We start from the raw sequence: 19,432 nt of genomic DNA on the forward strand, positions 1-19,432 counted from the left end.
GTCGACGAGGATTCCGCACGCGTCGCCGCCGAGGTGCAGGTCAACGTCGCGGCGCTCACGCTGCTGACGCGCGAGCTGCTCCCCGACCTGATCGCCGCCCGCGGGGTACTGGTCAACGTGTCGAGCAACGCCGGACACCAGCCGCTGCCGGGACTGGCGGTGTACGCCGCGACGAAGGCCTACGTCACCTCGCTCACCGAGGCCATCTGGCAGGAGACCCGCGGCTCGGGCTTGCGGGTCCTCGCCCTGTGCCCCGGCCCCACCGAGACGGAGTTCTTCGCCGCGGCGGGCTCCGAGACCTTCAAGGTCGGCGCGACGAAGACCGTCGACGACGTGCTCGACGAGGCCTTCGACGCGCTGGACTCGTCCCGCCCCTCCCCCGTCCGCACGGTCGGCGCCGCCAACCGCGTGCAGGGCTGGGTGGCGCGCGTGTCGCCCCGGCGACTCCGCCTGCACGTCGCCGCCCGCGCCGTGGGGGACTCCTGATGCGCCGGATGCCGCCCGAAGAGCGACGGGACGAGCTGATCGCCGCCGCGATCCGGGTCATCGCCCGGCGTGGCGTGGCCGCCGCGACCACGCGCGCGATCACCGCCGAAGCCGGCATGCCCCTCGGCGCCTTCACGTACATCTTCGGCACGCAGGACGAGCTGATGACGGCCGTCATCGACACGGTGATCGCGCAGGAGCGCTTCGCCGCCGAATCGCGGGCGATCGATCCGACCTCGTTGACGGCGGCCATCCGATCGGGCCTCGAGGGTTACATCGACATGCTCGAGCAGGACCCCGCCGACGAGATCGCCCTGCTCGAACTCGCCCTCGTCGCCCGCCGGCGCGACCCGCAGGGGCAGATGCGCGCGCAGTGGCGGACCTACTACGACGCCGCCGAGCAGATGCTCGCCTACGCCGCCGAGATCACCGGCAACCGGTGGACCGCTCCCCTGTCCGACCTCGCACGTCACCTCGTCGTCATCGCCGACGGAATCACGACGACGTGGCTCGCAGACGGGGATTCGGATGCCGCGCGTCGCACGGCGTCGTTCGCCGCCGCAGCGCTGGCCGCGGCATCCGCCCCACTCGAGGCACCGACCGAAGGGAGCCCCCATGCTGACGGAGATCGATGAGCGCGTTCTCGCGGCGGTGAACCTGCACGCCGTCCTCGGCGCGCTGCCGAAGCTGTCGGAGGTCGCGCCCGACGCAACGCGACTGCTCGCGGGACTGACGCAGCCCGTGCGGCTCACCGCGCGGGTGATCGGCGGCGAGTCGATGAGCCTCGTGTTCGCGCGCGACGGCATCCGTCCCGCCGAGGGCGAGCACGGCGGAACGACCCGAGCGACGCTCGTGTTCCGCTCCCCCGCGCACCTGAACGCCGTCCTCGACGGCACGGGGTCGCCCCTTCCGATCGCGGGACCGGCAGGCATCCGGTTCCTGACGCAGGTGTTCACCCCGGTCAGCGACCTGCTCGGCCGGTACCTGCGCCCGAGCGACGAAGACCTCGCCGATCCGGCCTTCACCGACGCGCACCGCGTCCTGCTCCTCGAGGTCGCGGTGGGGGCGATCGCGATCGTCGCGAACCGCGACCGGTCGGGCCGTTTCAGCGCCGCGCAGATGTCCGACGGCGACCTCGACATCGCCGTCGGCGACGCGCTCCGCCACCGACTGCGCGTACGCGAGCACCGGCTCTCGCGCGTTCCGGTGACGGATGCCTCGCCCCGAGCCGTCTTCCGGTTCGCCGACCTGCAGACCGCCGGCGACGTCCTCGCGGGCCGGGAGAGTGCGCTGGCGTGCGTCGGCGACGGGCGCATCGCCATCCGCGGCTACATCCCGCTCGTCGACAACACGAGCCGCATCCTCGACCGCGTCGGCCACTACCTCGGAAAGTGAGCTCCTCCGTGTACACCTTCGACAAGAGCCTCGGTGCGTTCCGCCGCGCTCAACAGGTGATCCCCGGTGGCATCCCGGGTCACCTCGGCCCCACCGAGGGCCTGCACCTGCCGAACGAGGGGTTCCCGAAATTCGCGACCCGAGCCGAGGGCACCCGCTTCTGGGACCTCGACGGCAACGAGTTCATCGACTGGATGTGCGCCTACGGGCCCAACGTCCTCGGCTACAACGACCCCGACGTCGTCGCCGCCGCTCAGGCGCAGGCGAAGAAGGAGGACGTCGTCTCGCTGCCCTCCACCGTCATGATCGACTTCGCCGAACTGTTGGTCGACCAGGTCGCCAGCGCCGACTGGGCGATGTTCGCTAAGAACGGCGGCGACACGACGACGCTCGCGATCATGACCGCCCGCGCGGCGACGCTGCGCAAGAAGGTGATCTTCGTGAAGGGCTTCTATCACGGGGTCGCGCCGTGGACGCAGAAGCTCGACTACCCCGGTGTCCTCGAGGAGGACGTCGCGAACAACCTCTACGTCCCGTGGAACGATCTCGACGCCCTCCGGACCCTGCTGTCCGAGAACCGCGGACAGGTCGCCGCCCTCATCTCGACGCCGTACATGCACGGCAACTTCGTGGACAACCAGCTGCCCGCCGACGGGTACTGGCAGGCGGTGCGGAAGCTCTGCGACGAGCACGGCGTCGTGCTGATCATCGACGACGTGCGCGCGGGCTTCCGCCTCGACCTCGCCGGCAGCGACCACTACTTCGGCTTCGAGGCCGACCTCATCTGCTTCTGCAAAGCCCTCGCGAACGGGTACAACGTGTCGGCGCTCCTCGGCAAGGACTCGCTGAAGGAAGCGGTGAGCTCGATCACCTACACGGGCAGCTACTGGATGAGCGCCGTCCCCTTCGCGGCCGGGATCGCGACGCAGCGGAAGCTCCGCGAGCTCGACGCCCCCGCGTTGTTCGACCGGCTGGGACGGCGACTGACCGACGGGCTCACCGAGGTCGCATCGGACGCGGGCTACACCCTCGTCGCCTCGGGCGCCCCCGCGCTCTTCTACCTGCGCGTGGCGGATCCGGCGGACTCGCTCATGCTGCACCAGGACTGGATCGCCGAGTGCGTGCGCCGCGGCGCGTACCTCACGTCCCACCACAACCATTTCCTGAACGCCGCGGTCACCGAAGCGGACGTCGACCGGACGGTCGAGATCGCGGCGGACGCCTTCGCCGCCCTCCGGACGCGCCACCCCGCGGTGGTGTGACGTGACCGGCACGACGGCATCACCCGCAACGACCACACGCACCGTCGTCGCCACCGGGGCCGTCTACGGGCTGCAGGGGCTCGGATACGCCGTCATCGTGACGGCGCTTCCCGCTTTCCAGGAGCGGACCGGGCTCGATTCGACGGGGATCGCCGCGATCCTGCTGGGCGTCTGCGTGACGGCAGCGCTCGGCTCGCTCGCCGCCGACGCGATCGCCCGGCGGGCGAGCAGCCGGCACGGCGTCATCACGGGCTTGTCGCTGCAGGCGCTGGGACTGGTCGCGACGGCTTTCTCGCCGGGGACCGCGATGCTCGCGGCATCCGTCCTCGTCTACGGCCTCGGGCTGGGTCTCATCGACGCGTCGTCGAACATGCAGGGCGTGCTCGCTCAGCGCGGCCGCGCGACGCCGCTCCTCGGGCGCCTCTTCGCGACCCTGACCGCCGGCTCGATCATCGGCGCGCTCGGGATGGCGGGGATCATCGCATCCGGCGCTCCCGCGTTCGCCGCCCTCGTGGCTGCCGCGATCCTGCAGGTCGCCTTCGTCCTCTCCGGCGCGCGCCTGCTCAGCCGGGAACGTGCGGCCCGCCCCTCGACGGACGGCGTACCGAGGGGCCCGCGCCTCGATGGACGCGCCATCACGGTCGTCGGGCTCGTCATTCTGGCCGCCTACACGGTCGACTCGGCGGTGAGCTCATGGGGGTCGATCCACCTCGAGGCGATCGGTGCCGCTGCGGCGCTCGCACCCGTCGGGCTCGCGGCGTACCAGGGCGGCGTGCTCATCGCGAGGATGGTGACGGATGCCGTCGTCCGCCGCCTCGGCAGGGCGCGACTGCTCGCGATCGGCCTCATCCTCGGGGTCGCCGGAGCCCTCGTCGTGGCGGCGGTCCCGGTGCCGGTCGTCACCATCATCGCCTTCGCCGTGAGCGGTCTCGCCGTCGGAGCTCTCGTCCCCATCGCGTTCGGCCTCGCCGGGTCCATCGATCCCGCGCGCAGCGACGAGGTGATCGCGCGGGTCAACCTCTTCAACTACGCGGGCGCCGTCCTCGGGGCCGTCGGGGTCGGGGTGCTCACCGACGTCACGGGCTCGGGGCTGGCCTTCCTCCTGCCTGCGCTGCTGCTGGTCGCCGCCGTCCCGGCGTGGCGGCGGACCGCCGGCTGACACGCTCAGGCGACGGGTTCTCTGGCGCCGCGGTCTTCAAGCGCCGAGGTCTTCGAGCGCCGACGTCTTCAGGCGCCCAGCTCTTCACACACGCAGCGAGGCACGCAGCGCGCGCTCGAGCTCGGTGAGCAGGACGGCCCGCTCCGGTTCGGGCGCGGCGAAGGCGTCGTGCAGCACGGCGTCAGCCGACGCGAACGCGACCCGAGCGACGGCGGCGCCCCGCTCGTCGTCGACGCCGTCGAGCACTCCCGCTTCGCGGAGCAGCGTGTGGACGCGATCGGCCATCGCCCGCTTGTGACGGCGACGTGCGGCATCCGCGTCAGCCGAGATCGCAACCGTGCCGAGCGACCGCGCGGACTGCTCATCCTGATAGACGGCGGCGACAGCGCGCAGGACGCTTCCGACAGGGTCCTCGCTGCGCGGGTCGGCGCGCAGTCGCTCGATCGCGTCGTCGAGCAGGCGCTCGAGGCGGTCGTGATACCGCGAGACGATAGCGGCGAGGATCGCCTCGCGGTCGGGCAAGTACTGGTACAACGCCCCCACGCTCACCCCCGCCGCAGCGGCGACGCGCGGCAGCGTGATGACGTCGACTCCCTCACGGACGACGAGATCCTCGGCGGCCGCGATCGCCTGCACGACCTTCTGCCTCGAGCGCTGCTGCGTCGGGGTCCGGCGCAGGCCGAGGTCCGTCCAGTCCTGAGAGGTGTCGTCCGTCGTGTGCATGGAATCAAACTTGACTTTGGTTAGGGGCGGCGGCAACGTTAGCAGCATGACGACGACGTCGCACCATCACGATCTCCGCGCGTCCGTGGCCGAGGCATCCCGCACCCTGGCCGGCCACGGTCTGCTCATCGGCACCGCCGGCAACGTCAGTGCTCGCGCGGGCGACGTGGTGGCCGTCACGGCGACCGGCGTCGTCCTCGGCGAGGCGACCGCCGACGATGTGATCGTCGTCGATCTGGGCGGCGCCGTGGTCGAGGGCGCACTCGCCCCGACGTCCGAGCTCGCCCTGCACCTCGGGGTCCTGCGCTCCGCGCCGGCCGAGAAGGTGTCGGCAGTCGTCCACACGCATGCACCGAGCGCAACGGCGCTCTCCCTCGTCCTCGACGAGCTGCCCGTCGTGCACTACCAGCAGCTCGTCCTGGGCGGGTCGCTGCGCGTCGCCCCGTTCCACGCGTTCGGGACGCCCGACCTCGCCGCCGCCGTCGGCACGGCCCTCGACGGCCGTCTCGCCGCACTCATGGCCAACCACGGCGCGGTCGCCCTCGGCGCCGACCTGAGGACCGCCGTCGAGAACGCCCTCCTCGTCGAGTGGCTCGCGGAGCTCTACCTGCGTGCCGCAACCGTCGGCACGCCTCGGGCGCTCGACGCCGCCCAGCAGCAGGAGGTCGTCGCCCACGCGATGCGTCTCGGGTACGGCACCACGAAACCGGTGTCGGTGTGACCGCCGTCGGCGGACTCGTCGCCCACGGGCGGTCGGCAGACGTCCACTCCCTGACGACATCGACGGTCGCGAAGGTCTTCCACGACGACTGGCCCAATGAGGCGATCGACCGCGAAGTCGAGGACGCCACCGCCGCGTTCGACCTCGGCCTCACCCCGATCCGCTGTCACGGGAGGACGGATGCCGACGGCCGCCGCGCCGTCGTCTTCGACCGCATCGACGGGGTCGCCCTGACGACGGTCGCCGAGAAGAACCCGCTGCGCATGGGGCGCGTCGCCCGCACGCTCGCGCAGGAGCATGCGCGCGTTCATCGGGTCGCGAGCGACCGCTTCCCCGACGTCCGCGATGTCGCCGCCGACCTGGTCGGCACGGCCCCGTTCGCAGGCTTCACCGCTCGCGAGCGGGCGGCGTTGCTCGACCATCTGGCGTCCCTTCCTGGCGGCGACAGCGTGTTGCACCTCGACTTCCACCCGATGAACGTGTTCCGACACGGCGGCGGCATCGCGACGATCGACTGGCAGTCGACGGCATCCGGCGATCCCGCAGCGGACGTCGCGATGACGCGACTGCTCTTCACCGAGGCCGAACTCTTCCCGGGCGCGACGAAGGCGCAACTGCTCGTCTACGGAGCCGCGCGCGGCGCGATGGGACGCATGTATCTGACCGAGTATCTGCGGGCGACGGGTATGACGACGGCGAGCCTCGACCGCTGGGCGACCGCGGCGCGCGTGCTGCGCCTGGGAATGCTCGACATCCCGAGCGAGCGCGAGCGCCTGGTGCGCGGCATCCGGTCGGAGCTCACCCGATGACCACGACTGTCCACCGCTCCCTTCCCGCCGACGGTGAGGTCGTCGACGTCCTCGTCGTCGGGGGCGGCATCACGGGGGCGGCGATCGCGTACGAGGCGGCGAGCCGTGGCCTGTCGGTCGCGCTCGTCGAGAAGGACGACTTCGGTGCGGCGACCTCGGCCGCGACGGGCAAGCTCATCCACGGCGGGCTCCGCTACCTGAAAAACCTCGAAGTGGGTCTCGTCCGCGAGTCGCTCGCGGAGCGGCGGACCCTGTCGCGCATCGCTCCGGGGCTCGTCTCCCCCATCGCCATGGTGCTCCCCGACCCCGGGATCGTCGAGCACGTCGGCCTCACGGCGTACGACGTGCTGTCGTTCGACCGCAACCGCGTGCCCGCGAGCCACCGCATCCCGCGTCATCGGAGCCTCAGTCGCGAGGAACTGCGGCTGCGAGGGCTGGGCCACCTCGAGCACGGAATCCTCTTCCACGACGCGATGATGCTCTCGCCCGAGCGGTTGACGTTCGCGTTCGTGCGGTCCGCCGTCGCGCACGGCGCGAGGGTGGCGAACTACGTGCGGGCCGACGGGCTGATCTCCGCGGCCGGACGCGTCCGCGGAGCGCGGGTGACGGACCTCGTGACCGGCAGCGAGCACGAGGTTCGTTCGCGCGTCACGGTGAACGCGAGCGGCCCGTGGGCGTACGACGTGCTCGCGGCCGAGGGCGTGTTGCAGCGCGCCGCCGGCCCGCGCCCCGAGGTGCGCTCGGAAGGCATCTACCTCATCACCAGGCCGATCACCGAGACGATGGTGCTCACCGTGTCGTCGGGCGGCCACTTCAGCTTCGCGCCGTGGCGCGGGCGGACGCTCATCGGTCCGACCGAGACGCCCTACACCGGAGACGTCTCGGATTGGCGGCTGACGCGGGAGTCGATCGAGCGTTTCCTCGCCGAGATCAACGCCGCCGGTCGCCTGCCCGTGGAGCTCTCGACGGCAGACGTCGTCGCCGCGTACGGGGGATTGCGCCCTCTGACGGAGACGAGCGGGACCGACACTTATCGCGCCTCGCGCGCGTCGGAACTCGTCGACCACGCGAAGGACGGCGTCCCCGGCATCGTGACCGCGACCGGAGGCAAGTACACGACGGCGCGGGCGTTCGCCGAGAAGGTCGTCCCCGCTCTCGCACGCTCGATCGGCCGCGTCGCCGCGCCGAGCCGCACAGCCGACGTCCCACTCGACGGCACGGACCTGGCCGACACGGGGACGACCGACCTGATCGCCCGGCTGTACGGATCGGATGCCGGTGCCCTCCGGGCCGTGGCATCCGAGTCCGACGTCCTCTCGCGCCCGGCGACGGACGACGGGGAACTGCTCGCCGGTGTCGCGTTCGCGGCCCGCCACGAGGCGGCCGTGCACCTCGCCGACATCCTGCTGAACCGCACCGGCATCGGACGCCGCGGTGACCCCGGCGACGACGTCCTGTCGGCGGCGGCGGACATCGCGGGCACAGAGCTCGACTGGTCTCCCGAACGTCGTGCGACCGAGCTCGACGCGGCGCGCGCGGCCGTCGCACTCCCCCGCTGAGAAGCACGAGGCCCGCTACGGTGAAGCGATGACTGGGGGATTCGTTCGACGCATGGCGTTCAGCGGCGCGATCGGCGCGGCAGCGGGAATCGGCCTCGCCGCGACGGCGGTCGCCAGTCTCAACGCTGGGGTCGAGACGCCGTGGGGACTGATGATCTACGGCGGCCCGATCGGAGCCGGCATCGGCGCGGTGGCCGGAGTCGTGGTCTGGCTGCTGACGCGCGAAGCGCACGCGCTCGCCCGGCGATGGGGAGCTCGGACTGTCTGGACCGCCGCGGCCGCGGTCGTGGCCGCCGCAGGGTGCGCGATGCTCGGCTACATCACGTTGGAGGCGGGCGTCCCGGCCGTCGCTGCAGCCGGCGCGGTCACCCTGGGAGTGTTGGCCGCGGCGGGTTCCCTGACGGAGTCGCTCGTGAGGACCAGATCACTCCCCCGCTGACAGCGAAAGACCCCCGCGAGCGGGGGTCTTTCCGGTGGTGGACCTGAGGGGATTCGAACCCCTGACCTCTTCATTGCGAACGAAGCGCGCTACCAACTGCGCCACAGGCCCGGAAGCCTCAACATTACCACGACCGATCGGGCCGCTCGAACGCGAGGCGGGCTCCTACTGCCCCGATGCGCGGCGTGCGAGGAGGTCTCGCACGTGCGCCTCGATGCGCTCATCGTCGGCCGGTCCCGCGAAAGCGACCTCGGCCGCACGAGTGCGGCGGGCGGTGTCGATCGACGGCGGTGCGGCCTGCGCGACCCGCTCGCGGAGAGCCTCCTCGACGGCCGCCTGGCGGAGCGCATCACGGGCATCGGAGGCGTCGAGCACCGCCGCGGCGCGCGACCCCGCAGAGGCCGTGAGCGGACGCGGGAGGGTACGAGGCGTCCATTCGGCGCGGTCGGATTCGAGCGCCACGTCCTGCAGCGCGCGCGCCTCGCGGACGATCTCGACCGCGACGGAACGGGATGCCGCGCGTCGGGCAATCGTGTTCATCCGGCCGAGCACGAGCAGGCTCGAGACGGCTACGACACCGCCGACGGCGAGCAGGCTCCAGCCTGCGCCCACGGCGCCGAGGTAGCCGCCGAAACCGGCGACACCAAGGGCCACGACACCGAGGATCGAGGCGGTGAGGCGCACGCGGCGGCGCGCCCGCGCGCGGCGTACGGCGGGGGTGGCTCGAGCTGCGGCGGCTTCGGCGATCGCCCGCTCTCGGGCGAGGGCGGCATCCGCTCGCGCCTTCTCGCGCTGAGCAGCGGCGTCGGCGGCAGTCTGACGCCGCTCGGCCCTGGCGAGTTCGCGGTCGACGGCGGCTTGCACCTTCGCGGCGGCGAGTTCGGCGCGCGCAGCTTCGAGGCCGACGCTCTCCTTCTCGGCCTGCACGCGACGCGCGAGCTTCTGCTGGGCGAGGGCGGTGCGGGCGTTCAGTTCGAGGCGAACCTCACCGGGAGTCTCGCTCGTCTCGGCGAGTACGCGCAGCGCCTGGTTCAGGCGCACGGCGTTCCGCTCAGCGGCCTGATACTGATGCCGGCTGTGCCACGACGGCAGGAGGTACACCAGCCACAAGAGGACGGCGACGAGCATGATCACCCCGCCACCCATCACCTGCTCACCCATGTCGCTCACCGTATGTTCCCGGAGCGGTGAGAACCGGCATCCGGTGGGCGTGTCTGAACTTCTGGTTGAGGGTTAACGGTCGGCGGGAGGGATGGATGCCGCATCCGCCGGCGCGCGCCCCGCCAACCAGCGGTTCAACACGCCCTCGCGGACGTCGTCGCGGACGAGAGCGAACGCGTAGTGATCGCGCCAGTCCCCGTCGATGTGGATGTACTTGCGGCGAAGCCCCTCGTACCGGAAGCCCAGCTTCTCGACGACGCGGAGGCTCTTCGCGTTCTCGGGCCGAATGCAGATCTCCATGCGGTGGAGGCGCAGGTCTTCGAAGCAGACGTCGGTCGCGAGCGCCACCGACGTCGGCGTGATGCCGCGACCTGCGAAGCGCTCGCTCACCCAGTAGCCGATCGTTGCCGACGACAGCGACCCGCGGGCGATCCCCCAGACGTTCAGCTGCCCGGCGACCTCGCCGTCGTACTCCATGACGAACGGCACGCCGGAGCCGTCACGGTACTGCTGCAGCAACCGCCGCACGCCGCTGCGCATGTCGAGCGAGATCGGCCCGTCCGGGCTCGTCGCCTCCCACTGCCGCAGCCACGAACGATTCTGCTCGAGCTCGGTCTGCAAAGGCTTCGCATCACGGGGCCGTACGAGCCGGATCGAGATCGGACCGTGCGCGCGCACGACCGGCCCGTCCATGCCCATCAGCGTCCCGCCGGGCTCAGAGGCCCGATGCGAAGTCCTTCAGCCACGGACGCAGCTCCGCTCCCAGATCATCCCGGTCGACGGCGAGCTGGACGATGGCCTTGATGTAGTCGGCGCGGTCACCCGTGTCGTACCGACGCCCGCGGAACACGACGCCGAGGACACCTTCGGTCGACGCGAGCTCTTCGAGCGCGTCGGTCAGCTGGATCTCGCCACCCTTGCCGGGTTCGGTCCGCTCGAGGACGTCGAAGACACCCGGGGTCAGCACGTAGCGACCGATGATCGCGTAGTTGGAGGGCGCATCCTCCTTCTTCGGCTTCTCGACCAGACCGGTCACCTTGACGACATCGGGCTCGTCCGTCTCCTCGACGGCCGCGGCGCCGTACATGTGGATCTGGTCGGGCGAGACCTCCATGAGCGCGACGACCGTGAGGCCCGTCTTCTTGTTCTGCTCGAGCATCTTCTCGAGGAGGACGTCGCGCGCGTCGATCAGGTCGTCGCCGAGAAGCACGGCGAAGGTGCTGTCACCGACGTGAGAGCGCGCGCGGAGCACGGCGTGGCCGAGGCCCTTCGGCTCACCCTGACGGACGAAGTGGATGTCGGCGAGCTCCGAGGAGTCCTGCACCCGCTTGAGCTTCTCGTGGTCGCCCTTCTTGGTGAGGTTCGACTCGAGCTCGGGGACCGAATCGAAGTGGTTCGAGATGTTGTTCTTGTTGCGTCCCAGGATGATGAGGACGTCGTCGATCCCGGCCGAGACGGCCTCCTCGACCACGTACTGGATGGCCGGCTTGTCGACGACCGGCAGCATCTCCTTCGGCATGGCTTTGGTGGCGGGCAGGAAGCGGGTCCCGAGCCCTGCGGCAGGGATCACGGCCTTGATGCGCTCAGCAGACATGCCCCTCACCCTACAGATGCCGCGAGCCCGCGGGACACACGTCGGGGCAGCGGGCGTGTCCCTTTAGAATCGGACCATGACCGGGCCGTTGGACACCGAGAAGCGCGCGCTGCGCGCGGAGCTCCGCGAGCGTCGCCAGCAGCGCTCCGCCGCCGCCCTCGACGAGGCCGCGGCCGGTGTCCGCGCCCAGCTCGACGCCCTGGTCACCGAGCACCACGTCCGGTCCATGTCCTGCTTCCTCTCCACCCCGACCGAGCCCGGCACGCGCGAGTTCATCGCCGCGGCCGTGGCCCGCGGCATCCGCGTCCTCCTGCCCGTCACCCGCGCGGATGGTCTGCTCGACTGGGCCGTCGCCGAAGAAGAAGGCGACACGGCCGAGGGCATGTTCGGACTCCCCGAACCGGTGGGCGAGCTTCTCAGCCCCGTCGCCGTGAACGACGTCGATCTGCTCGTCATCCCGGCGGCCGCCGTCGACCGCCACGGGATGCGCCTCGGCTGGGGGCGCGGCTACTTCGACAAGACCATCGGTTCGATGGAGAAGTGCCCGCCCGTCTACGCCGTCATCTTCGACTCCGAGCTCGTCGACGACGTCCCCCGCGACGTCCACGACCAGCCCGTCTCAGGGGTCGTCACCCCCACCCGCACCGTTCTCCTTCCCACCCGCTGATCCACCGAGGTCTCATGCCCACCTACGCCTATGCCTGCACCTCGTGCGGTCACCGCTTCGACGCCGTCCAGTCGTTCTCCGATGCCGCACTCACCGAATGCCCCGAATGCGGCGGCGCACTTCGCAAGCAGTACGGCTCGATCGGCGTGACCTTCAACGGCTCGGGCTTCTACCGGACCGACTCGCGTTCGTCGAGCGGGACGAAGACCTCTGGCGAGAGCTCGGGTTCTTCGACATCATCGACATCATCCGGAGCGTCCGCTTCGCCCGCCCCCGCGGGTTCGTAATACCCGGCCCCTGCGCCGGCAGAGGAAGGAGCAGCCATGATCAAAGGCTTCAAAGACTTCATCATGCGCGGCAATGTCATCGACCTCGCGGTCGCGGTCGTCATCGGCGCGGCGTTCAGCGCGGTGGTGACCGCGATCGTCGCCAGCATCATCACCCCACTCATCAGCCTGTTCTTCAAGGCCGACCCCAAGACCGGCGCTTTCGGCATCCAGGTGCAGGGCCTCTACGACGTCGTGACCTTCCCGATCGGAGGCCTGATCAGCGCCATCATCAGCTTCTTCGCGGTCGCCCTCGTCGTTTACCTCGTATTCGTCGTCCCGATGAACAAGTGGAAGGAGCGTCAGGCGGCGAAGGCCGGGGTCGTCGAAGAGGCGGCGAAGCTCCCCACCGAGGCCGAGCTGCTCATCCAGATCCGCGATCTGCTCGAGCAGCAGCGCGGCGCGACGGCGGCCCCGACGCGGTCGACCGAACCGCCGTCGCCGTCCATCTGACGCGTCAGTAGTGCGGCGGGACGTCGCTGCGGAGGCGATCATCGTTCGGGCCGGATGCCGGGGTTTTCCCCGCGTCCGGCCCGTTCGTCGTCTCGGGGGTCGTGTCCGTCCCGGGCGCGGGCGTCAGCCTGGCTCGCCGGGAGCCCGGGACCCGCTCGACGCGCTGGCGCTCAGTCGACATCGATCGGCTGAGTCGACCCGGGCGCCGCAGGCGTCTCGGGCTGCACGCCGATGACGCCGGCGATGCGCAGCGCGACAGCGGAAGGATCGTTGTAGACGTCGAACGCGTGCACGCGGACGTAGTGCCAGCCCAGGCGTCGCAGCAGCTGCGGACGGCGGCGGAGGGTCTCGCGGAGGCTGTCGTGAGTGCTCTCCCCGTCGAGGTCGGCGACGACGGCCTTGCCCTTGTACTGGGCGACGAGCGGCAGCTGCCCGCCGCGATAGTGGACGTCGACGGACACACCGAGGCTTCGCAGATGCTGAGCGAGAGTGAGCGTGAGCGGGTCGGCGAGGTCCTCGAGACGCGCGTCGCGACCGCGGGCGGCGATGCGCCCGAGGATCGACATGAGGGTCGCCGCGCCGTGCGTGAGGCGTCCCTCATCGAACGCGGAGGGACGGATCGACGACACGATGACCATGGAGCGGCGCGCACGCGTCATGCCGACCGTCAGCAGCCGCTCACCGTCGGGCGTCGAGAGATCGCCGAAGTCGCTGAGGACGCGGCCGTGCTTGGTCAGGCCGAATCCGAGCGAGAAGATGACGCGGTCGCGGCTCTCCGCCACGGATTCCTCGAGGCCGAGCACGGCGAACGGCTCGGCCGTCTCGCGCCCCACGAAGTCCGCGACGTCCGAGCGTCCCGCGAAAGCGCTGGCGACGGCCGCGCGGATGCGATCGGCGTGACGCGACGAGGCGGTGACCACCATGAGCGATTCCGCCGGGCGGTTGATCGCATGTTCGACGACGAGGGTCACGACGCGGGCGACCTCGGCATCCGGACTCTCCACGGCTCCCGTGTCGGGGTCCGGCGCACCGGTGCCGCCCTCGACGTAGTCCACGCTCAGGCTGCCGCGACCGAGGTACGAACCCGCCCACGGCAATGAGCTGATCGCTCCCCCGTAGAAGGCGTCGTTGACGAGCTCGGCGAGATCCTCGCCGCCCGCCCGGTAGCTGCGGGTGAGGGTCTCGACCGGGATCAGCTCGCTGAGCCGGCCGAACACGCTCGCGTCGTCGAAGGGCACCTCGGGCGCCTCGAGATCGTCGCCGCGTCCCGACCAGAGCCGGAACGGGGTCGGCTTCTGCGTGACGGGGTCGCCGAAGACGACGATCTGGCGAGCGCGGCGGAGGGCGGGCGTCGCCTCGGCGAGGCAGAGGGCCGCGGCATCCGCGATGATCACGACGTCGAAATCAGGGTGGTCGGGGACGTTGGGGACCTCGTAGGGCGATGCGAGCCACACGGGGGCGAGCACGCGCATGAGCGTGGGGGCCGAGGCGACGAGCTCTGCGGCCGAGGCGGTTCCGCCGCGCAGGGCTGACTTCAGGGAGGCCGCTTCGCGCGGCTCGTCGACGATGGCGATCCGCCACCGCTTCGCGAGCTCCGACGACAGGAGCGGCCCGGCCGATGAGGCGTGCGCTTCGTCGACGAGACGGAAGTCGCGCTCGAGCCGGTCCAGCACCTGCGTGTTCGCGCCGAGCAGGGCGCGGTCCGACCGCAGCATGGCCTCGAGAGCGGAGCGCCACCAGGCGTACTCGAACTCGCTCGCGACCTCTGATTCGGGCACGTGGCGCGTCGAGAGTTCCATGAGGAGCGGCTCGAGCCCCAGCTGGGCGAGTTCGCTGCGCAGCGCAGCCCGCTCGACGAGGTTGTCGAAAACGTCGGATGCCGCGGCCAGCCCCGCGAGCGTGCGGAGCAGCTGCGGAATCGGGAGGGACGCGAGGCTCTCGGTGCGACCGAGCGCCGTGTCGAGCTCGCCCAGGTCCGCGTTGGCGCGCTGCCACGCCGCCGCGACGTCGTCGAGACCGATGGGGATCTCGGGTGTCACGCCGGCGTCGACCAGCTGCTGCCAGGAGGTGCGCTGCTGCTGCACCCGCAGCAGTGCTTCGTGCATGTCGGTGACGTGCATGCCGGGGCGCACGTACTCCTTCGACAGCCGGCGAAGGCGCCGACGGTTGGCGGGGGTCATCTGCGCCGAATCGCGCCGCGACGAGTGCGCTGCGATCAGGTCGGTCAGCGGCCGTTCGAAGATCGTGGGGCTGAAGCGGTCGAGCGACGCGCGGATGCCCTGCAGCAGCTGGACGTACGAGCCCATCTCGGCGATCGACGAGAACGGGCGCATGCGGGTCTGTCCGATGAGCTCGTACCCGCGCTCCAGCAGCCCCGGCACCTCGGTGCGGTGCAGGCGGCCGGCCAGAGCGTGCGCGGCGCGGGCCTCGTCGGTCGTCGAGAACGCGACGCCGTACCAGGGCGAGTCGTCCGGTCCGATGCGGAATTCGCCGAGGCGAGCGGATGCCGCGAGGGCCTCCGCAGCCTCGACGCGACGGGTCGCGAGTCGCTGGACGGTCGCGAGGTCGAACCGCGTGGTCGCGGTCGGCTGCGGTTCGTGTTCGGCGATGCGGGTGAGTTCGCGGAGCGCTTCGAGGGGAGATACCCCGACCGACGCGTGCCGCTGCGTGAGCGCCGAGCGGTAGTCGCGGAGGACGGTGCGGAGCCGCACGAGAGCGTCGTCGACCTCGGCGACCTTGGGCTGCTCGGCCTTCTCGTTCCGACCGATCGCACGGATCAGGTCGCGGTGCAGGCGAGTCGGCGACACGGCGAGGCCCGGGAGGCCGATGCCGGCGAGCCGGTGCCGCACGCCGTCGAGCGTCGAGCGTCGGGCACTGACGACGAGGACGCGCTTCCCCGAGCGGACGAGTTCGCCGACCGCGTTGATGACCGTCTGCGTGCCGCCCGTGCCGGGCAGGGTGTGGACGGCGAGCGACTGCCCCTCGGTGATGCGGGCGAGCACGGCCTCCTGCTCGGCGTCCGCGTCGAGAAGGAGGCGATCCGCGGCGGGAGTCCGGTCGTCGGGGCCGACGGCTGCGGGCTGCGGACGGACGAACGAGAGGCGCTCTCGATCGGCGGGGTGCCCCGCGAGCGCGTTGAGGACGGGGTGGTCGAGGTCGACGGCATCCCGCTCCATGTCGGAGGCCACGTCGGCGAAGGTCGAGACGACCAGACGCGGCAGCACCGTGAAGGTCTGCACGTGCGCCGTGAGGGCACGGAGGCGATCGATGACCGGCTGCGGCTGGAACACGCCGCCGTCGTAGGCGAGCGCGGCGAGGGCGTCGCCGTCGATGTCGACGCCGAAGTGGATGCGTGCCGCCGTGACGAGTTCGGGGTTGATGTGGAACGTGCCGTGGAGCCGCAGGTCGAAGTCCGCGTGGTGCCGCCGGATCGAGAGGGGGCGGAGCAGAACGGGAGCGGTGCAGCTAACCCCGCCGATGCGCCAGGACGCCATGCCGATCGCGAGGTGGACGGTGTCGAGGCCACGGGCGGTGCGGAGCTCGACGTCCTTGGACGTGATGCGCTCGGCGGCCAGTCGCGCGGTGCGGAGGGCCACCTCGTCCCGGAACATGTTCGACAGGAGCGTCGGACGCCCGGTGATGAACTGCGGCAGGCTTCCCGGGTGCGCCTTGGTGATGTCGATGCCGGCGTCGCCGTCGTCGCGGTAGTGCAGCAGCGTCGAGGCGCCGCCGAGCTGCGCCGCTTCTTCGCGCAGCCGCTTCCGCTCGGGCACGGCGGCGTGCATGACGAGGACCTCGGGGTCGGACAGCGTCACGTCCGCCGGGGTCACCGCGTGAGCCTGCTCGGCCGTCTCGCCGCGCACAGCACCGCTCTCTGCTCGCCACACACGAGAAACATTAGGCGCGTCGGGCTGGGAAATCGGGATCGACGGCCGAGTTTCGCAGATCGGCTGTCACACGCGCCCCGTTTCCTCCACAACCGACGCCGGACGCCGGTTCTCCCCGCCTCCTCGCTCCCCCGGTCCCGATCGACGCCGCCGCGCCAAGATGAGGACATGACGAACGCAACCTACGCGGTGCACCCGACACCGATCGGCGAGGCCCTCCTGGTGACGACCGAGGCGGGCCTCGCCGCGCTGTCGGTTCTCGACGGCCCCGCGTATGCCGAGGTGGCGCGGCTCAGCATGCTGCTGCACGCCGTTCCCATCGAGGACGAGGGCCCGTCCGCCGCTGTGGCAGCGGAACTGGACGAGTACTTCGCGGGTGAGCGTCGGGAGTTCACCGTTCCGTTGGACTGGGGACTGACGGCGGGCTTCACCCGACGGGCTCTCGAGGCGATCGTCGACGTGCCGTACGGCCAGACGGCGTCGTACGCCGAGGTGGCGATCGCGGCCGGCGCGCCGCGGGCGCATCGCGCGGTGGGGACCGCGTGCGCTCGCACTCCCTGGTCGATCGTGCTGCCGGCCCACCGAGTGATCCGCAGCGACGGGTCCATCGGCGAGTACGGCGGCCGGCCGGAACACAAGCGATTCCTCCTCGATCTCGAGGAGTCGGTCGCCGGTTCGACGGGCCGCGCATGACGGAGGCGGGCAGGGACGTGTAGGCCGTCCCTGCCCGCCTCGTCGCGGCATCCGCCCTCTTAGTGGTCGACCGCCTTCTCGGCGCCGTATCCCGTGAGGGAGCGGACCTCCATCTCCGCGGCCTTCTTCGCGTCCTCCGCCTTGCGCGAGGTCACGGACCCCAACCAGCCGAGGAAGAAGCCCACCGGGATTGAGATGATGCCCGGGTTGTTGAGCGGCCAGATCGCCGTGCCGACGTTCTTGAAGACACTCGTCTCCGTGCCCCAGAACACCGGCGACAGGACGATCAGGACGATCGCGGTCGCGAGACCGCCGTACATGCTCCACACCGCACCGCGGGTCGTGAACTTCCGCCAGAAGAGCGAGTAGAGAATCGTCGGCAGGTTCGCGGATGCTGCGACGGCGAAGGCCAGCGCGACGAGGAACGCCACGTTCTGCCCCTGCACGCCGATGCCGCCGAGGATCGCGAGAACACCGATCACGATCACCGTGCGACGGGCGACCTTGACCTCGCCGTCCGGCGGGACGTTGCCCTTCTTCACGACGTTCGCGTAGATGTCGTGGGCAAAGGATGCCGCCGCCGTGATCGTCAGCCCCGCGACCACCGCGAGGATCGTCGCGAAGGCGACCGCCGAGATGAAGCCGAGTAGGACCGGCCCTCCGAGAGCCGCCGCCAGCAGCGGGGCGGCGGAGTTCACGCCACCGGGAGCCGCCTTGATCGTCTCCGACCCGACGATCGCGCCGGCGCCGTAGCCGAGGACGAGCGTCAGCAGGTAGAAGAGACCGATCAGCCAGATCGCCCAGACGACCGAACGACGTGCTTCCTTCGCCGTCGGGACCGTGTAGAAGCGCATCAGCACGTGCGGCAGGCCCGCCGTTCCGAGGACCAGCGCGATCGCGAGGGAGATGAAGTCCCACGGGTTGGCGCCGTACTGGAGGCCCGGACCGAGGATCGCCTCCTGCGGGTCGGTCGTCGACTTCTGGACCGCGGCCTCGAGCAGGGAGTCGAGGCTGAAGCCGTTGATCGCGAGCACCCAGATCGTCATGACGATGGCGCCGCCGATGAGCAGGAACGCCTTGACGATCTGCACCCACGTCGTGCCCTTCATGCCGCCGATCAGCACGTAGACGATCATCAGCACGCCGACGACGGCGACGACGATCGACTGTCCGATCTGCTCGGTGATGCCGAGCAGCAGCGAGACGAGCCCGCCCGCGCCGGCCATCTGCGCGAGCAGGTAGAAGAAGCAGACCGCGAGGGTCGTGATCGCAGCCGCCAGGCGCACCGGGCGCTGCTTCAGGCGGAACGAGAGCACGTCGGCCATCGTGAACTTGCCCGTGTTGCGCATGAGTTCGGCGACCAGCAGCAGCGCGACCAGCCACGCGACGAGGAAGCCGATCGAGTACAGGAAGCCGTCGTAGCCGTTGATCGCGATGGCGCCGACGATGCCGAGGAAGGATGCCGCCGACAGATAGTCGCCGGCGATGGCGAAGCCGTTCTGCGGGCCGGTGAACGAGCGACCGGCCGCGTAGTAGTCGGCGGCGGTCTTGTTGTTGCGGCTCGCCCGGATGACGATGAACAGCGTCACCGCGACGAAGGCGCCGAAGATCGAGATGTTGAGGACGGGGTTGTTCTCGGCTGCGGCCGCGGGCGCAGCGGCGAGCAGGATCGGACTCATCGGGCTTCCTGCCTCTCGAGGTCGGCGCGGATCTCGGACGAGATCGGGTCGAGCGTGCGGTTCGCGAAGGCGACGTAGCCCATCGTGATCGCGAACGTCGTGACGAACTGGCCGAGGCCGAGCAGCAGGCCGATGGTGATGTGACCGAAGACCTCCTGCGCCATGAAGTCGGGCGCGAAGGAGGAGAGCAGGACGTAGACGAAGTACCAGACGAGGAAGAGCAGAGCGAGCGGGAAGACGACGCTGCGATGCTTCTTCTTCAGTTCGACGAAGCGCGGCGATTCTTCGACCGCGACATAGTCGATGGCACTCCCTTCCACGCCTCCGTGCGGGGACTGGGACGACATGTGGCCTCCTTGCCTCATGGGGTGAGCGACGGTGCTCTCACCGGCCGTTCCTGGGAATCAGCCGCGTGGTAG

General features: G+C 70.7%; 21 protein-coding genes and 1 tRNA gene. 13 read left to right on the forward strand and 9 right to left on the reverse strand.

The annotated features are described in order from the left end of the window. The 5 genes from QE428_RS00005 to QE428_RS00025 all read left to right on the forward strand — a co-directional run. Positions 1-486: SDR family oxidoreductase (locus tag QE428_RS00005; protein ID WP_307461626.1), on the forward strand; the 486-nt coding region annotated here is incomplete at its 5' end. Beyond that, positions 486-1,121 carry a TetR/AcrR family transcriptional regulator gene (locus QE428_RS00010; RefSeq protein ID WP_307461629.1) on the forward strand — a complete coding sequence of 212 codons (636 nt, stop codon included), beginning with the start codon at positions 486-488 and terminating at the stop codon, positions 1,119-1,121. The genes QE428_RS00005 and QE428_RS00010, both read left to right, overlap by 1 nt. Next, complete coding sequence (locus tag QE428_RS00015) at positions 1,102-1,881, forward strand: hypothetical protein (RefSeq protein ID WP_091355031.1); 780 nt, start codon at positions 1,102-1,104, stop codon at positions 1,879-1,881. The genes QE428_RS00010 and QE428_RS00015 overlap by 20 nt, the downstream gene beginning before the upstream one ends. Further along, on the forward strand, positions 1,878-3,143 hold the full coding sequence (locus QE428_RS00020) for an aminotransferase class III-fold pyridoxal phosphate-dependent enzyme (protein ID WP_307461633.1): 1,266 nt from the start codon (positions 1,878-1,880) through the stop codon (positions 3,141-3,143). The genes QE428_RS00015 and QE428_RS00020 overlap by 4 nt, the downstream gene beginning before the upstream one ends. Position 3,144: 1 nt before the next feature. Further along, on the forward strand, positions 3,145-4,302 hold the full coding sequence (locus QE428_RS00025) for an MFS transporter (protein ID WP_307461636.1): 1,158 nt from the start codon (positions 3,145-3,147) through the stop codon (positions 4,300-4,302). 84 nt (positions 4,303-4,386) lie between these two features. On the opposite strand, the gene QE428_RS00030 is transcribed toward QE428_RS00025, so the two are convergent. After that, entirely contained in the window at positions 4,387-5,025 is a 639-nt protein-coding gene (locus QE428_RS00030) for a TetR family transcriptional regulator (RefSeq protein ID WP_133399960.1), read from the reverse strand. A 46-nt stretch (positions 5,026-5,071) separates the two neighbouring features. On the opposite strand from QE428_RS00030, the gene QE428_RS00035 reads away from it, so the two are divergent. From QE428_RS00035 to QE428_RS00050, 4 genes are read left to right on the forward strand one after another with little or no spacing between them, the layout of a single operon-like run. Continuing rightward, positions 5,072-5,746: a class II aldolase/adducin family protein gene (locus QE428_RS00035; protein WP_307461641.1), complete on the forward strand. Its 675-nt coding sequence runs from the start codon at positions 5,072-5,074 to the stop codon at positions 5,744-5,746. Next, the gene (locus tag QE428_RS00040; protein WP_307461644.1) at positions 5,743-6,555 is read left to right on the forward strand and encodes an aminoglycoside phosphotransferase family protein; all 813 of its coding nucleotides are present in this window, start codon (positions 5,743-5,745) and stop codon (positions 6,553-6,555) included. The genes QE428_RS00035 and QE428_RS00040 overlap by 4 nt, the downstream gene beginning before the upstream one ends. Further along, entirely contained in the window at positions 6,552-8,114 is a 1,563-nt protein-coding gene (locus tag QE428_RS00045) for a glycerol-3-phosphate dehydrogenase/oxidase (protein WP_307461647.1), read from the forward strand. Before QE428_RS00040 ends, QE428_RS00045 begins: the two co-directional genes overlap by 4 nt. Before the next feature lie 28 nt (positions 8,115-8,142). After that, the gene (locus QE428_RS00050) at positions 8,143-8,553 is read left to right on the forward strand and encodes a hypothetical protein (protein ID WP_307461651.1); all 411 of its coding nucleotides are present in this window, start codon (positions 8,143-8,145) and stop codon (positions 8,551-8,553) included. A 35-nt stretch (positions 8,554-8,588) separates the two neighbouring features. Here the strand turns inward: QE428_RS00050 and QE428_RS00055 are convergent. The 4 genes from QE428_RS00055 to galU all read right to left on the reverse strand — a co-directional run bounded on the left by QE428_RS00055 (position 8,589) and on the right by galU (position 11,308). Next, positions 8,589-8,664, reverse strand: a tRNA-Ala gene (locus QE428_RS00055). A gap of 54 nt (positions 8,665-8,718) precedes the next feature. Further along, on the reverse strand, positions 8,719-9,714 hold the full coding sequence (locus QE428_RS00060) for a large exoprotein (protein ID WP_307461654.1): 996 nt from the start codon (positions 9,712-9,714) through the stop codon (positions 8,719-8,721). A gap of 72 nt (positions 9,715-9,786) precedes the next feature. Beyond that, the gene (locus tag QE428_RS00065) at positions 9,787-10,407 is read right to left on the reverse strand and encodes a GNAT family N-acetyltransferase (RefSeq protein ID WP_091359637.1); all 621 of its coding nucleotides are present in this window, start codon (positions 10,405-10,407) and stop codon (positions 9,787-9,789) included. Between the two features lie 22 nt (positions 10,408-10,429). After that, on the reverse strand, positions 10,430-11,308 hold the full coding sequence (gene galU / locus QE428_RS00070; RefSeq protein ID WP_091355072.1) for a UTP--glucose-1-phosphate uridylyltransferase GalU: 879 nt from the start codon (positions 11,306-11,308) through the stop codon (positions 10,430-10,432). Between the two features lie 76 nt (positions 11,309-11,384). Between galU and QE428_RS00075 the strand changes: the two genes are divergently transcribed. The 3 genes from QE428_RS00075 to mscL are packed head-to-tail and all read left to right on the forward strand — an operon-like array spanning position 11,385 to position 12,754. After that, the gene (locus tag QE428_RS00075) at positions 11,385-11,975 is read left to right on the forward strand and encodes a 5-formyltetrahydrofolate cyclo-ligase (RefSeq protein ID WP_091355075.1); all 591 of its coding nucleotides are present in this window, start codon (positions 11,385-11,387) and stop codon (positions 11,973-11,975) included. Positions 11,976-11,989: 14 nt separating this feature from the next. Continuing rightward, positions 11,990-12,262 carry an FmdB family zinc ribbon protein gene (locus QE428_RS00080; protein WP_091355078.1) on the forward strand — a complete coding sequence of 91 codons (273 nt, stop codon included), beginning with the start codon at positions 11,990-11,992 and terminating at the stop codon, positions 12,260-12,262. Positions 12,263-12,298: 36 nt separating this feature from the next. After that, on the forward strand, positions 12,299-12,754 hold the full coding sequence (mscL, locus tag QE428_RS00085) for a large conductance mechanosensitive channel protein MscL (protein ID WP_307461664.1): 456 nt from the start codon (positions 12,299-12,301) through the stop codon (positions 12,752-12,754). A gap of 4 nt (positions 12,755-12,758) precedes the next feature. Here mscL and QE428_RS00090 read toward each other — a convergent pair whose 3' ends face one another. Both QE428_RS00090 and QE428_RS00095 read right to left on the reverse strand, forming a co-directional pair. Then, on the reverse strand, positions 12,759-12,935 hold the full coding sequence (locus QE428_RS00090; protein ID WP_307461667.1) for a hypothetical protein: 177 nt from the start codon (positions 12,933-12,935) through the stop codon (positions 12,759-12,761). Then, positions 12,925-16,617, reverse strand: a complete 3,693-nt coding sequence (locus tag QE428_RS00095) for an AAA family ATPase (RefSeq protein WP_307461671.1) — start codon at positions 16,615-16,617, stop codon at positions 12,925-12,927. Before QE428_RS00095 ends, QE428_RS00090 begins: the two co-directional genes overlap by 11 nt. Positions 16,618-16,809: 192 nt before the next feature. Between QE428_RS00095 and QE428_RS00100 the strand changes: the two genes are divergently transcribed. Further along, positions 16,810-17,334 carry a methylated-DNA--[protein]-cysteine S-methyltransferase gene (locus QE428_RS00100; RefSeq protein WP_091355084.1) on the forward strand — a complete coding sequence of 175 codons (525 nt, stop codon included), beginning with the start codon at positions 16,810-16,812 and terminating at the stop codon, positions 17,332-17,334. Positions 17,335-17,393: 59 nt separating this feature from the next. Here the strand turns inward: QE428_RS00100 and QE428_RS00105 are convergent, their stop codons facing one another. After that, the gene (locus QE428_RS00105; protein WP_091355086.1) at positions 17,394-19,013 is read right to left on the reverse strand and encodes a cation acetate symporter; all 1,620 of its coding nucleotides are present in this window, start codon (positions 19,011-19,013) and stop codon (positions 17,394-17,396) included. Next, a complete protein-coding gene (locus QE428_RS00110) occupies positions 19,010-19,360 on the reverse strand; it encodes a DUF485 domain-containing protein (protein ID WP_172824671.1) in 351 nt (116 codons plus the stop codon). The genes QE428_RS00105 and QE428_RS00110 overlap by 4 nt, the downstream gene beginning before the upstream one ends. Between the last annotated feature and the right edge of the window lie 72 nt (positions 19,361-19,432).

Origin of the sequence: Microbacterium sp. SORGH_AS_0505 (genome assembly GCF_030818715.1) — a bacterium.
Classification (GTDB): Bacteria; Actinomycetota; Actinomycetes; order Actinomycetales; family Microbacteriaceae; genus Microbacterium.